Here is a 13,607-nt window from a genome sequence, read left to right as displayed (position 1 = left end):
ACAGAGCAAATACAAACGGTCACTTCGCGTTATCCCCCCTTCATAAAATCCTCAAAAACCATTCGAATATTCCACCATGTGGCAGTTCAAATTATAGACAGCACAAAAAAACCACTATATGTTGAGATTCAAGCTGACAGTTGTGACAACTTTTATAGGTGTTTCGCTTAATCAAAGTAGGAGCGTTGGCGTTAAAGATAAATAAAATAAAAATAATTGCACCACAACCAGAAGGAGTCGGAGTAGATATGAGTACATCACCAAAGAATAGTGACTTGTTATACGGACTGCATGATCGTCCCGAACCACTTAAAGCCTTATTTGCAGCTTTTCAGCATATACTGGCCAGTTTTGTCGGCATTATCACCCCCGCATTGATCATAGGCGGTGTTCTGGGCCTAGGCAGTGAACTGCCTTACCTTATTTCCATGGCGCTATTTGTTTCTGGTGTTGGCACATTTATACAAGCAAAACGCTTCGGTCCTATTGGCTCGGGTCTATTGTGTGTACAAGGAACTAGTTTTGCCTTTTTAAGTGCAGTATTGGCTGCGGGCTTCATTGTCAAAAATAGAGGAGGGAGTTCCGAAGATATTTTAGCCATGATTTTTGGGGTTTGTTTCTTTGCCTCATTTGTGGAGATGTTTTTAAGCAGAATCATTCATAAGCTTCAACATGTCATTACCCCTGTCGTTACTGGCGTAGTTATCACCACTATTGGTTTATCCTTGATTAAGGTTGGCATGACTGATATTGCCGGGGGATTTGGTGCCGAAGATATGGGTGCAGCCAAATACCTGATAGTGGGTGGGGTCACCTTAGCCACCATTATTGCTATTAATCGCTTTAGCAATCCAGTGTTACGTCTATCAGGTATCATGATCGGTATGTTCGTGGGTTACGTTACCGCTTATTTTATGGGGATGGTGGATTTTCAGATACCAGATGTCCCCGTCATTGCAGTACCGCTCCCGTTTAAATATGGATTTAATTTTGATTTAGCTGCGTTTATTCCTGTGGCCATTATCTCTGTTGTCACCGCCATTGAAACAACCGGTGATTTAACGGCAAACTCTATGGTTTCTAAAGAGCCAACCCAAGGGCCGCTATATATCAAACGCATTAAAGGCGGAGTGTTAGGTGATGGTGTAAACTCTTGTTTGGCTGCTACATTTGGTAGTTTTCCTATGTCAACGTTCAGTCAAAACAATGGTGTGATCCAACTCACTGGGGTCGCGAGTCGTTATGTTGCTTTTTATATCGCCGGCTTGTTTATTTTATTAGGGCTATTCCCGGTTATTGGCGCGGTTTTACAAACATTACCTAAGCCTGTTTTAGGGGGAGCCACATTAGTGATGTTTGGTACAGTTGCATCGGCAGGGATTCGAATTTTAGCGACGGCTAAACTGGATCGTCGTGACCTTCTTATTATGGCTGTCTCTTTTGGTTTAGGACTTGGTGTTATTGCGGTGCCAGAAGTAACAAACTCTTTCTCTCCTCTATTTAAAAGCATATTCAGCTCATCAGTTACTGTTGCAGGGATATCAGCAATTTTAATGAGTTTGATTATTCCTCAAGAAAAAAGTCATTCAGTGCAGAAGCAGGAAGATCCAGCGCAAATCGATTTAGACGATAAAGAGGTAAATGCAGCTTAAATCATTGGCTGTAAACCCAGTTTGAGGTGAAGTTCGATTAAGAGGTTGAAAAATTTTTTAACCTCTTAAGTCATTCTTAGAAGCGAAGTGAACTGCTAAGTATTTAATCCGCTAACCGAGTACTATCCATCTCATTGGCTCCAATGGATCTGAAGTTGATCCCCCCTTGCACTACACCGATCCCCATATTACAACTTGCCGGTGATTGGTCTATTTTCTCACATCGATTAAGCTCAAGTTTATACGCTTTATTTTTGATGGCATCAGCAAGTTCTGCACAACTAATTGGATTAAGTGCTTCCTCTTTAAAACAAAGCTTCTGTTTATATTCTTCGCCGTCTTTACCTGCAACAAGGTACTCCCAGTCATCTCCCCAAGAGTCGATACTCAAGGTGTGCTCAACACCATGATTGTTCACTTTTATTTGCGGGCCAATTTTAATTCCGTAATCTAAGTGATTAATCGCATAGACTCTTAGGTAACAAGCAGTGACAGCATCTTCAATCTCTCCCTCACTAACCAACCCTTTATGAGTATCCGAAAAGTCAACTCTGAATTCTGTCACTGTATCGACTTGAAAGGTCACATCTTCCTGACACCCGCTCAAAAACACAGCAACTAACACTAGCGCAACAAGTCGAAAGAATGTCATGGGATACGACCCTATTGTAATTATTTGTATCGCAGCATATCAGAGTTTCAGGTGAAGACTTCAGATATTACACTTACTTACAAAGTGTCATAATTCACCAAATATGCTGCATAGAGTGTGCTTATCAGTGAATATATTCACTAATGCGAATATGGCAAGGGAATGTCTCGAAATAGATCACCAACTGAAGTGAGATAAACCAAAATCAGTTTACAAAAAAAGGTTACTACTTAATGAGTATCAAGGGATTATACTAAAATATTAAATGTCGGCTAAAAAATAACTAAAGAAGTGGCTAGGATAATGGCTAATAAATAGTGAAGTGAACTGAGCCAATCAAAACCAAGGGAAAAGTACTTCTCCCTTGGTTTACACATTTTTTCGACTTAGATCGCTTGAATAATTATCTTATGCAAGATGACGCCAGGCAGCAGAGGCGTTGACTCATGGTTTGCATATTCATCGAAGCCAGCACGGTAATAATCGGATAAGGGGTGACCAGACTGACCACCAGGAATCACCATGATGGCCTGAGACTCGAGCCCTGGTTGCACGATAAAGCGCTGGGATGCACCAAAAGTACTTCTCTGTACTGCTGGCATAAAGCTATCGCCGAAACCTATCACGGTTGGCATATCCAATAAAGCACTTAGCAAAGGCATCTGTTTACTGAAGGGGTGCTGTATCTTAAGGGCATTAACCTTGCCCCAGTTAAGATCGGCTAGAGCTCCCTCATCACTGTGTTTACTTAATAATTCCTGAGTCGAGTCAACGTAAGCCTGAATGGCAAACTGATCCCAACTTGAATACTGCTCGGGAAGCCAAGAATCAGGTTCATCTTCGAGCAACTGCCACATGGCAGGTTCCAGATAGCGCTTAACCGGAGATAAAGAGACGTTTATCTCGTTCAAACCTGTCTCTATTGGGGCGAAGCCGGCATCGATCAACTTAGCCCTGAAACTGCGAACTAAGGTGTATCCGACCGAGTCAGCACAGGCACATGCCTGCCAATCCCTGATAAATTGAATATCTTTAGCAAATCTTACCGGTTCTAGTGAGAGCAGGTTAATCAGATAATCATGCCAAGGCGTTAAAAACTTAGCCTCATTGTCTAACTGCAATCGATAAAAGTCCTGCTCGGTAAACTGCTCCGACTCGAATAAACGGTCACGGATTTGCTGGCTTCTGGCACCTAGCGCATAGCCTCCATCACCGAAGCGGCTGAATTGTTCTGCCGATATCACACGGGAGTTGGCCGACCACAGCCGTCCGTGCTCAGGATTCACTACTTGTGGTAGCTCTCTCTCATCTATCCCCCACAAGGCTCCTTGGAAAGTTTCTGGTAATTGCGCCACATTAGCAGGATTAGTCCTAGATGGCACTGCTCCGGCGGGCTTCCAAGCGGCGTTGCCTTCACTGTCTACTAACATCAAGTTCTGTACTGGGATCCCAAACGTCGTTGCCAGTGCTAATCCTTCTTGCACACTCACAGCAGTCTCTAGTCCCATCAACTCCATATCGACCGCATAACCTTGGTGTGCCACCCAAGACAGCGCATAGTCTTGTCCATTCACATGCTTAACTGGACCAAATTGGGATAGCTGGATCGGATATTCAACATTCGATTGAGAACCGGGAAGTTTCATGAGTTCGATCTCTGTACTTAACGGCTCGTTCTCATCGATCGCTATCCAGTCAGCGGTATCGATATAGGCATTGGTGAATCCCCATGCGACCCTGTTATTTGTACCCACAACAATGGCTGGCGCGCCTGGCAGTGAAACACCTGTAACTTGTATAGGCTCACCGGTATCTGAAACGTAATTCAATTGAGCACGATACCAGATGATAGGAACCGCAAATGAGAGGTGCATATCATCGGACAACATGGCCCGACCACTCTCGGTCAGTGCTCCGGTTACAGCCCAGTTATTGCTGCCGATATCAATGGGTTCCTCAATCGTGCTAATCAGAGCTGTCGCTAGCAGTTGAGGTTCAAGCTCTGGAGTTGATATATCTTCTGTGGGGAGAAGACTAGAATCGAGCGCCGCTTGATAAGGGCTATGTTGTGTCACGAATGCCAACATCTGCTCGCCATACAGGCGCTGGATCTGAGTCAGAGCCATGTCTCGCTTTGGGGTATTTCCTTGCAAATCCAGGTACATGCTATAGATAACCAGCAAACTATCTGCCGGTTGCCAGGTTTGAGGGCTTGCCCCGGTGAGCAGGTATTCGAAAGAACTAAGGCTTTGCTCTGCTACTGCGGCGTTGACGCCATTGGCATAGGCCTGTAGTAGCAATTTTTGATTTGGTTCCATCTTAGCGACTGTATTCTCGGCTCGCTTCCTCAATTGATGAAAACGGCGAGACTTATCCAGATTAAGCGCCTTTTCACCGAAGAGCTCTGCGAGCTCTCCAGCCGAGTTACGCCTAAGCAGATCCATTTGAAAGAATCTATCTTGTCCATGTGCAAAACCCAGAGCATAGGCCACATCTCGACGGTTTTGACCATGTATGACCGCAGTACCTAATCTGTCTCGCTCTATGGTAACGGATTCAAATAGATGGCCGCTGCGAAACTCCCCTGATAGCTTAGGCAGACTCAGATGCAGCCCCAAATAAGCTGTCGAGATCAGAATGAAAATCAGTGAGAGGGTTGAAACCAGAAGTATTTTTATTATTTTAGTCATCAAGTATCGCCATAATATCCATTATCATGCCGATGACTATAACCTAAGTTACACTGATGTTAACTAAAACAATCCAGCACTAGAATAATTGCACCAGAAATAAATAAACAGATATAGAAAGGTGAACTAGCTAAGTTAAGCGTTACATACACTGAGCCAGTTTGCCTTTCTTCGTCGCTGCCATAACACAGCCTCTTTCACTATCGGTAGCCGCCTTACAATCCGCTATTAAGGTCTTATGATCCGGCGACATACTGCCAAGCACCTTCTTGGCATGTTTTACCACCTCACTACATTTTCCGACCGGAACGGGATCGTAGTTAGTACAAGCACTTAGCATAAGAAACAGAATAACGGTAAAGAGCAAGGTAATACGATTAATTTTATCGACAGTTGAGAACTTAGGCATGATTATTCCTTGATCGCTAAACTTGAGTAACTAACCTTCTATTAAACCTTGTCAGTAAGAAAATAAAACTGGAAAACCGACTTAAAAAGGCACTTAGAAAGAGTAGAAGATAAACCTAGGTTTTGCACACTTTGTATTAACGCTTTGCTCGATTAGAATAGCCACTTATTAACAATGACATTATCAATAGCAAGTCACAAAACATGGCAAAACCCAATAAGAAAGGCCCAACACGTACTGTCGATATCTTCTGCGCTAAGTGCAAAACCCAGCTATTTAAATATCGCAAAGGTGGCAAAGGCGCTTTAGTTAAGTGCTTCAAGGAACGAATCGTCGAAGACTTCACTCAAACGCCCTGTACCTGTCCTAATTGTGGACAAAAGTTCGCCAGAGATACCTTAGTGAGAGGCACACCGGCATTGAAGATGATAGGTGGCAAGGTGACGTTTAAATGAACTAGCAACTCACATTCAATAGCCATATTATTTTCTTCTTAATATAAAATGAGCAGCTGATTGTTCGTTGATTTATAGCATTATATTTCCCCTAATTTTTTTATCAAAAAATCAAGAAATACTCTGATATGAGGCTTAGGATATTGAGCACCTTTATAGATAGCAAAGATTTCACCACTGCCTTCTTCCCAATGATTCACCGTCCAGTCTGGTAAAACTTCCACTAGCTGACCACTGTCTATATAAGGTTTAACCATCCACTCTGACAAGAGCAGCACACCGCAATCCTTAAGCGCAGCAGTGAGTAAAGGCGATCCCCCTTTTGAAATAAAATTGCCCTTAACAGATATTTTTTGTTGGATTTTCCCCTTAGCAAAGAACCAATGATTCCTTTGCCTCTCTTGACTGATAAGTAAGCAATTATGTTCATGTAGATCTGATGGCTGTCTGATTGGAGAGCGATGATTTAGATAGGTTGGAGACGCTGTCAATAAAGTAGGATGATTCAACAACTTTCTCGCTTTTAAACCACTATCTTGCGGAACACCAATACGAATAGCGAGATCCACATTTTCGCTATGAAGATCCACCAGCTTATTGTCGAGATCAAGCTCAATTTGTATATCCGGGTACATCTGTAGAAACTCTGGAATAATAGGCGCTAAGCAAAGGTTACCGAAACTTTCGAACACTGATATTCTTAACATTCCCAGAGGCGTATCCAGAGCCCCTCTCATCTCTGCCAGCAAGGCATCGGTATCTTCTACTAACTTTCCCGACTGCTGGTAAAAGTAGTCACCTTCTTCAGTCAACACCAACTGGCGAGTACTCCTCTTAAATAGCGTCGTTTTAAGTTGAGCTTCTAGATTGTCGATATTGCGCGCAATGGAAGAAGGCGCCATATGCAAGACCTTAGCAGCCTGAGAAAAGCTTCCCGAATCGACAACCTGATGAAATATCTTGATCAGAGCAAACATTTTCACACCTCTGTTGTACTTTTCAAAACCGCACACCTTTGCAAAATACGCAAAGGTGTTTCAGTTTATGTGCGTATTCAATTAATAATTAGAATTATGCACAATTAAGCCATCCCAATAAAGCAGCCTTAAACCTCAATAAAGGATAAAAGATGACAAAACGTATTGATATCGCCCAAACACAAGCAGCAGCATTAACTGCCATGATGTCTGTCGAAAATTATCTGGCAGAAACCAAACTATCAACAGCACTAAAAGAGCTAATTAAGATCCGCGCATCCATGATTAATCAGTGCGCTTATTGTATTCAAATGCATACGGAAGTGGCTTTGAAAGCAGGAATATCACAACAAAAATTATTTGCAGTATCCGCCTGGAAAGAATCTCCCTTGTTTGATGATACAGAGCGTGCGGTACTCGCCCTCACCGATGAGCTCACTCATGTTTCACACCTTGGTCTGAGCGATAACACTTATCAAGAATGTCTCGAGTTGTTAGGTGAGGAACAGATAGCTCAAGCAATCATGCAGGTCATCATGATCAATGCCTGGAACCGTTTTGCTATAGCGACGAAGATGACACATTAAACAGATCTATGGCGCTTCGGCTCATGGCTCTTACGCCTGTGCTAATAGTCAAAGGGTAGTCGGGGGCAAACTTACTCGAGTGAAGTGATGGTAAGTGTTCCCCGGACGCCTTACTGGTTTCATACAGTGCGGGCTCTACGGCGCCAAGCCAGAAGATGTTGATGGGACGCTTCTCGGATGTGAGCCCATAGAGGCCAAAATCTTCACCGGCCATAACAGGCTCTGCTTTAACCACATTAGCCTTACCTATCTCGCGTTCGATACTGGCTTGTACTGAGCTAGCTAACTCAGGATCATTATAGGTAGAGGGTATCGTCTCATCTTCATGAACATAGACCACAGGCATTAAACTATCAGGTAGCCCGGCACTCATGGCTATGCCCTTTGTCATGCGCTTTATTGCTGCAATCTGTTGCTGACGAACTTGCGGGTTATAAGAACGTAGGGTGAGCTGCAATTTAACTTCATTAGATATGATGTTGTGCTTAGAGCCCCCATGAATAGAGCCAACTGTGATCACATTTGGCTCTAGTGGTGAGATCTCTCGACTCGGTATGGTCTGCAGCGCCATCACAGTACGAGCCGCTATCACCACAGGATCGATAGTCATATGTGGATAGGCGCCATGGCCTCCCTTGCCTTTAATGGTGATATCCACCGAGTCGACATTAGCCAAAGCATAGCCCGGCGCTATTGCCACCTTACCCGCAGGAACCGAAGCACTTACATGCAAACCCAGTACAAAATCAGGTGTTGGAAACTCAGTAAATAAGCCTTGTGCTAACATGGCTTTGGCGCCACCGCCCACCTCTTCCGCTGGTTGTGCCACCATCATCAAGGTGCCTTGCCAATCGCTCTTATGCTTCACAAGCTGGTCAGCGGTGCCGATTAAACTGGTCATATGAATATCATGACCACAGCCATGCATGATGCCAACCGACTTATTATCGGCATCAATTGTGGTCACAACTGATGCATAAGGTTTTCCGGTCTGCTCTATGATTGGCAAGCCATCGATATCGGCGCGGATCATCACAGTCGGGCCATCGCCATTTTTGAATATGCCTACGACGCCATAACCGCCGTAATTATCCGTCACCTCAAAACCCAGTGCCGAAAGCTCCTTCGCCATTCTCTGTCCCGTCGCCTTCTCTTGATAGGAAAGCTCAGGATGTTGATGCAGATGCAAGTATAGCTTTTCAAGTTCAGGTAGGGCTTTACCGACAGATAGTGCTAATGATGAGTCAAGGCTGCTTGCATAAACCGCTAGCGGGCTCGTCATCATAAATACGAAGGCGAGTGACTGGCATATTTTGGTGAGTTTCATCGGCTTCTTCTTTTTATTCATAGCAAAGTTAACAATCAAGACACATAAACTAGCACAAAAAATTTATTAATCTGAACTGAATCGAAACAGATAGATTGAAATAGAAGAGTTAAAACAATTTAAATACAACTAGTAAAAAGCGCAGCCCCAAGGCTGCGCTTTCAAAACACTCTACAAGCTCTTAGCTAAGAAGCCTAAGCTTACAACTGATAATTAAAGCTCAGCTTGGCATTACGCTCTTCACCTGGCATACCACCGAGGAACATGGCCTTGTTGTAGTAAGTCTCATTGAACAGATTGTTGACGTTCAATTGTAGCTTCCAGTTATCGGCCTGATAGCTGATGGCCGAATCGAATACCGTATAACTTGGCACATATCCATCGGGAATACCGAATGAGCTTGAATTCGTGCTGCGATCATCGACGTATTTTGCACCTAAGCTAATATCAATTGGGCTAGAGAGTGAGAACATATCTGCGCCATAAGTAACCCAAGCACTGGCTGTCACATAAGGTACACCCTTTTGACGGGTATCATAGCTGCTGCGATTCGGATCTTTCTTATCACGAGCATCTTGGTAGACACCGTTAACGTTGAGCATCCACTGCTCATTCAAATGAGCATTCATGTCTAACTCGACACCTGTGGTCTCTTCCTTGCCATCATAGAAGTTTTTCGGCACGTTTGGCCCTGAAACATCTTCTTCATACTCTGAGTTTGAGTATTGCAGATTAGTGCGTGAACTCTTAAAGAACACCAAGGAAGTCAGCATCTGATCATCAAACGCCTTAAAACGCATGCCTAGATCGTCACTGATAGATTCAGAATCCAGTCTGTCCGAACCATCACCTTTTACGCCACCTAACATGCTGTAAGCCGTGCGGCCTTTAGAATGATTAATGAAAAATGACAAGTCATCGGTTGGCATATAGGTCAAACCTAAGTTATAGGTGATGCCATCATCATTGGTATCCGCCTCAGGCGTTGGCTCAGCCGCACTGGCGCGATAGCGCGCATCGACACCGAAATGCTCATAGCTTTGCTTAATCTCGTTAAAGGCAACACCGATACGACTAGTGAAACCGTAACCGAAATAGCCGACATGCTGTAGGCCAACGCCCCAGGCACTCACCTTCTTGTTGTAGTTACTGGTCATTAGAGGGTCGTGATCTTCAAAGGAGCCTTCAGCCCAATTGGGATTACGAATGTCATAGATATAAGGCAATTGGCCCTGATAGATGACATCACCCGCCTTGTTCTTTATGACCTTATCGGCATCGTAAATGGAGTACTGCTTGAAGCGAATATCACGGTCTTCGAAGTTCGCATTAACTAACAGCTCATTATCTATGCCGGCAAGTTCGAAATCGTACCTCAAGTCGGCGAAATACTGCCAAGAAGTCTCATCGGCAGAGACTTGACGATACTCCTGACGGCGAGCCGCAAACGGGTAGAGAACATCGTCTTCAAGTAGTGGCGCACGAGGGTCTGCATTGATGGTGCCTCTGCGATCCCAGTAAACATAGTTATAGGCACCGGTTTGACGGGCAAAACCTGAGGTGTAGTCACGATATTGCAGCTGCTGGTTCAAGAATAGATTTTCATTGAGGAAGATATTATGAGTCAGCTTAAATCTCAGCTCTTCACCTTCATTATCTTTGGCCATTGGCGAGATAATCCCGTTATGACCAAACTCATAGGGGGTTAAACCATCGCTAGCAGCCAAAGAGTCGGCTAGTTGTTGCCTCTGCTCATCGGTAAGTTGAATACCTTTGCCTTCTGGATCGTTAATTAAATCTTCCCAGCTGACTTCTCCGGCAGTTTTCCCGCCGACGGATTCAGCGTTGTAGATACGTATTGGGTGACCGATAGAGTCGACTGCAATAGCATCCTTGATATAAGAAGCCGATAGCATCAAGTCCTGGTTTTCATCGAACACATATTTGATCGATGTGTAGACTTCATCACGATCGGTACCGATATCACGATAGCCGTCACTGCGCCCCGTTTTAGCAACAACACGATAAGCTAGCTTGTCAGTCAATCCGCCCGTGCTATCGATACTCAGCGCATAGGAATCCCATTGACCCAGCTCGACACCTATATCGTGGCGACTCTCAAATTCAGGCTTCTTTTCGATAAGGTTAATCACGCCGCCGGCGCTGCCCATACCATATAAACCTGTCGCCGGGCCTTTGAGCACTTCTACCGATTCAACATTCGTCAGAGAGCGTGTCGGATTAAAGGTGTTGCCAAGCCCTGCGCCGCCATACATACCATCATAGGTATAGTTAGCACCGAGTCCGCGGATCACTAAGTTATCACCGATACCATAGTTATTACCCGCCTGAGTCACGCCACTGATATTACGCACCAGATCTTGCAGATTATTCACGCCTTGAGCATTGATTAGCTCTTCATCGACGATGACAACTGCCGCAGGGGTTTCCATTAAAGACATATCTGACTTTGTCGCTAGGCCTGAATTCATAACCACTTGGTTTTGTCTTCCATAGACAGTGATACGCTCTACATCCTTGTTTTTCAGCTCTTCTGCTTGCACTTTTTCTGGTACTTGGGCCTGCTCATTAGCAGAAATAAGCCCAGGAAAAAAAGCTGATGCGCAAGCGACAGCAAGTAGTGAAAAACGAAATTGTTGCATCGATATTATCCCCATTAGTATTATGGCCGGAATGATAATGATTATTGATAGCATTACAACAGGGAATTCACATACCGACACAAAATTGTGACCTTCGTATCCGGTTTTGCGGTTTTTTTACAAAGTAAATGTTGATGGGTTAAGGATATGCCTTAAGTTTACTCAGAGACTTCTAGAGTAATTAGCTGAGGTGGCTGTTGGAAAATACTTTATCTTCATCGAATAAACTGATGGCTTTACACTTTATAACTGCCGTATACACTAGACGTAAAAAGCTTGGCATTAAAATGCCAAGCTAAAATGAATTTATCTTTTAAAACTGATAATGCAAACTTAAGGTAAAGTTCGACAGCTCACTAATCAATCAGACTGAATCAAATCAAGATTTATGATTTTCGCCTCCTCAGACTGGCAAACAGGCTTAGGCCCAAAAGAGAAATAAATGAAAATGCCCCGCCGCCATGGTCTTCACTACTAGAATCCCCTCCTGTATAGACTGTGTCTCTATCACTGCTCTCTAAGGGCAAAGCATAGAAATTATCTGTATCATCAGCGCTAATGGTGGCGACAATATCATCAAACCCCACTTCGTATAGATCGACTAGCACGTCATAATGGTCTGTGTAATAGCCATTATGCAGCGTGGTTAACACTTCAAAATCATCGTCACTCGAGTCACCCAGTATTGTAAAAATATCTGTGGTGTAATAATGCACCCAAGGACCACCGTCTCGGCTCAAGTAGAGCTCTGCGTATACATCGGCGACCTCGACCGCATCGGGCCCATAGACATCGGCATCGAAGGTCACGCTAAAGGTTTGGAAAAAACCGTCACCATCATCATCGACGAACAGGCGACTGCTGGCTTCATAGATTGAAAACTCATGATAGATGGGATTAGAAAAGGCTTTGGGTACAGTAGACTGAGCATCGTCGTTTACTGTTTTTAACCCGCTTTTCTGCATAGAGTACTTAGGTGAAATATTGCCATTTTTGTGGTCGGCAATGACCTCTTCTCGAGATTTAGCTTTTATACTTGGTAACATCAGTGGCATTTGCTGTTTCAACTGGCTTAATCGCGTATTCAGCTCATCTTGTTCCACTAATTGAGCTTGGTTTCCAACTGAAAACGTCTGTAAGTTTACACTCTCTATCTGGCTGACACCCTGTTCGTCACTCGCATAAACATTTGGAATGAATGATATTAAGGCCCCTGCAATCAAAGTTAATGCAGATATTCGCTTGCAGCTCCAAGATTGAGTGCCTGAGCTAACTCTGGTTTCTGTATCCATTTTTACGCAATTGAGCTCTCTGGCTTGATTAATTATGTTCACATTCATCATATAAACCTCATTATTTCTGTCGTTGAGGTCATTAAAGACGATTTAAGGTGAATATAAGCTGAACGCTAAAAATGCTATGGAGTAAAATTCGAAGAGATGAATTGTCCATCGACACGAATGCATTAAACATTGTCATCTTGGGTTCATCTTATCTGAGGTATAACTATTAGAGCCCCTGAAACTGACTCCTTCATTTCTTTGATTTCTTAGACAAGCTCTTTAAAACTTGTGTCTTAAGAATGGGATATTTACACTGATAACAAATAAAGGCATTTAAACATCGGACACACTCTATGAAATTGGCTTCGAGCTTCACATTAGCTTTAATCATATCGGCTTGTTTACTGTTCCCACTACAGGGAGCAGCCTCAAGTGTGACTAAGCTATCAATGGTTTCAGCTGTAAGCTCTGTCAATGCCGTTAGCTTAAGTTCGATGAGCATGGCCGCTCAGTCTAAAAAGCCCCCTAAAAAGTTAAAAGTCACCAGTTCTCAACAAGCTATTCAGTTAGTCAAACGACAATACCCAGGCAAGGTGCTCAAGGTGCAATCGAGCCGAGTCAACGGCAACCCAGGTTACCGGGTCAAGTTGTTATCCAGTTCCGGAGCGGTATTTTATGTGTCCGTCGATGCCAAAACCGGCAGTGTGCGTAGAAACTAATTTGCAACTTAAAGACTTAACATAATGAATTTACACAGGTGATCCAATGCGAATACTGTTAGTTGAAGATGACTTAGAACTACAAACTAATCTTAAACAACATTTGATTGATGCCAATTTTACCTTGGATGTGGCCAGTGATGGAAAGGGTGATTTGTTTCAGAGGAATACCCGAAGCTCATTACAGAGGTGA

At 43.7% G+C, this 13,607-nt stretch carries 12 protein-coding genes; 5 read left to right on the top strand and 7 right to left on the bottom strand.

Features of this window, described 5'->3' with window-relative positions; genetic code table 11:
- Nucleotides 1-248: 248 nt before the first annotated feature.
- Nucleotides 249-1,652: a uracil-xanthine permease family protein gene (locus FS373_RS04970; protein WP_144049067.1), complete on the top strand. Its 1,404-nt coding sequence runs from the start codon at nucleotides 249-251 to the stop codon at nucleotides 1,650-1,652.
- A 103-nt stretch (nucleotides 1,653-1,755) separates the two neighbouring features.
- Here the strand turns inward: FS373_RS04970 and FS373_RS04965 are convergent, their stop codons facing one another.
- From FS373_RS04965 to FS373_RS04955, 3 genes are all read right to left on the bottom strand, one after another.
- Entirely contained in the window at nucleotides 1,756-2,304 is a 549-nt protein-coding gene (locus tag FS373_RS04965) for a hypothetical protein (RefSeq protein WP_152828868.1), read from the bottom strand.
- A gap of 386 nt (nucleotides 2,305-2,690) precedes the next feature.
- On the bottom strand, nucleotides 2,691-4,994 hold the full coding sequence (locus tag FS373_RS04960) for a penicillin acylase family protein (RefSeq protein WP_144047514.1): 2,304 nt from the start codon (nucleotides 4,992-4,994) through the stop codon (nucleotides 2,691-2,693).
- A gap of 142 nt (nucleotides 4,995-5,136) precedes the next feature.
- Nucleotides 5,137-5,403 carry a hypothetical protein gene (locus FS373_RS04955; protein WP_185976869.1) on the bottom strand — a complete coding sequence of 89 codons (267 nt, stop codon included), beginning with the start codon at nucleotides 5,401-5,403 and terminating at the stop codon, nucleotides 5,137-5,139.
- A 203-nt stretch (nucleotides 5,404-5,606) separates the two neighbouring features.
- Between FS373_RS04955 and FS373_RS04950 the strand changes: the two genes are divergently transcribed.
- Nucleotides 5,607-5,858, top strand: coding sequence for a hypothetical protein (locus tag FS373_RS04950; protein WP_144047515.1), 252 nt, complete (start codon nucleotides 5,607-5,609; stop codon nucleotides 5,856-5,858).
- 80 nt (nucleotides 5,859-5,938) lie between these two features.
- Here FS373_RS04950 and FS373_RS04945 read toward each other — a convergent pair whose 3' ends face one another.
- Nucleotides 5,939-6,835 (bottom strand): LysR family transcriptional regulator, encoded by an 897-nt coding sequence (locus FS373_RS04945; protein ID WP_144047516.1) that lies wholly within the window; start codon nucleotides 6,833-6,835, stop codon nucleotides 5,939-5,941.
- Between the two features lie 152 nt (nucleotides 6,836-6,987).
- Between FS373_RS04945 and FS373_RS04940 the strand changes: the two genes are divergently transcribed.
- Nucleotides 6,988-7,422 (top strand): carboxymuconolactone decarboxylase family protein, encoded by a 435-nt coding sequence (locus tag FS373_RS04940; protein ID WP_144047517.1) that lies wholly within the window; start codon nucleotides 6,988-6,990, stop codon nucleotides 7,420-7,422.
- Here the strand turns inward: FS373_RS04940 and FS373_RS04935 are convergent.
- The 3 genes from FS373_RS04935 to FS373_RS04925 form a co-directional block, all read right to left on the bottom strand.
- On the bottom strand, nucleotides 7,397-8,707 hold the full coding sequence (locus FS373_RS04935) for a M20 metallopeptidase family protein (protein ID WP_407695671.1): 1,311 nt from the start codon (nucleotides 8,705-8,707) through the stop codon (nucleotides 7,397-7,399). The two genes, FS373_RS04940 and FS373_RS04935, sit on opposite strands and share 26 nt — an antisense overlap.
- 242 nt (nucleotides 8,708-8,949) lie before the next feature.
- Nucleotides 8,950-11,412 carry a TonB-dependent receptor gene (locus tag FS373_RS04930; protein WP_144047519.1) on the bottom strand — a complete coding sequence of 821 codons (2,463 nt, stop codon included), beginning with the start codon at nucleotides 11,410-11,412 and terminating at the stop codon, nucleotides 8,950-8,952.
- A 386-nt stretch (nucleotides 11,413-11,798) separates the two neighbouring features.
- On the bottom strand, nucleotides 11,799-12,752 hold the full coding sequence (locus tag FS373_RS04925; RefSeq protein WP_144049069.1) for a choice-of-anchor H family protein: 954 nt from the start codon (nucleotides 12,750-12,752) through the stop codon (nucleotides 11,799-11,801).
- 377 nt (nucleotides 12,753-13,129) lie between these two features.
- Here FS373_RS04925 and FS373_RS04920 point away from each other — a divergent pair, with 377 nt between their 5' ends.
- The gene (locus FS373_RS04920) at nucleotides 13,130-13,414 is read left to right on the top strand and encodes a PepSY domain-containing protein (protein ID WP_322619446.1); all 285 of its coding nucleotides are present in this window, start codon (nucleotides 13,130-13,132) and stop codon (nucleotides 13,412-13,414) included.
- Nucleotides 13,415-13,460: 46 nt separating this feature from the next.
- On the top strand, nucleotides 13,461-13,607 hold the full coding sequence (locus FS373_RS04915) for a hypothetical protein (protein ID WP_407695609.1): 147 nt from the start codon (nucleotides 13,461-13,463) through the stop codon (nucleotides 13,605-13,607).

This window comes from Shewanella sp. YLB-07 (assembly GCF_009377275.1).
This window is presented reverse-complemented; position numbering and strand designations above follow the sequence as displayed.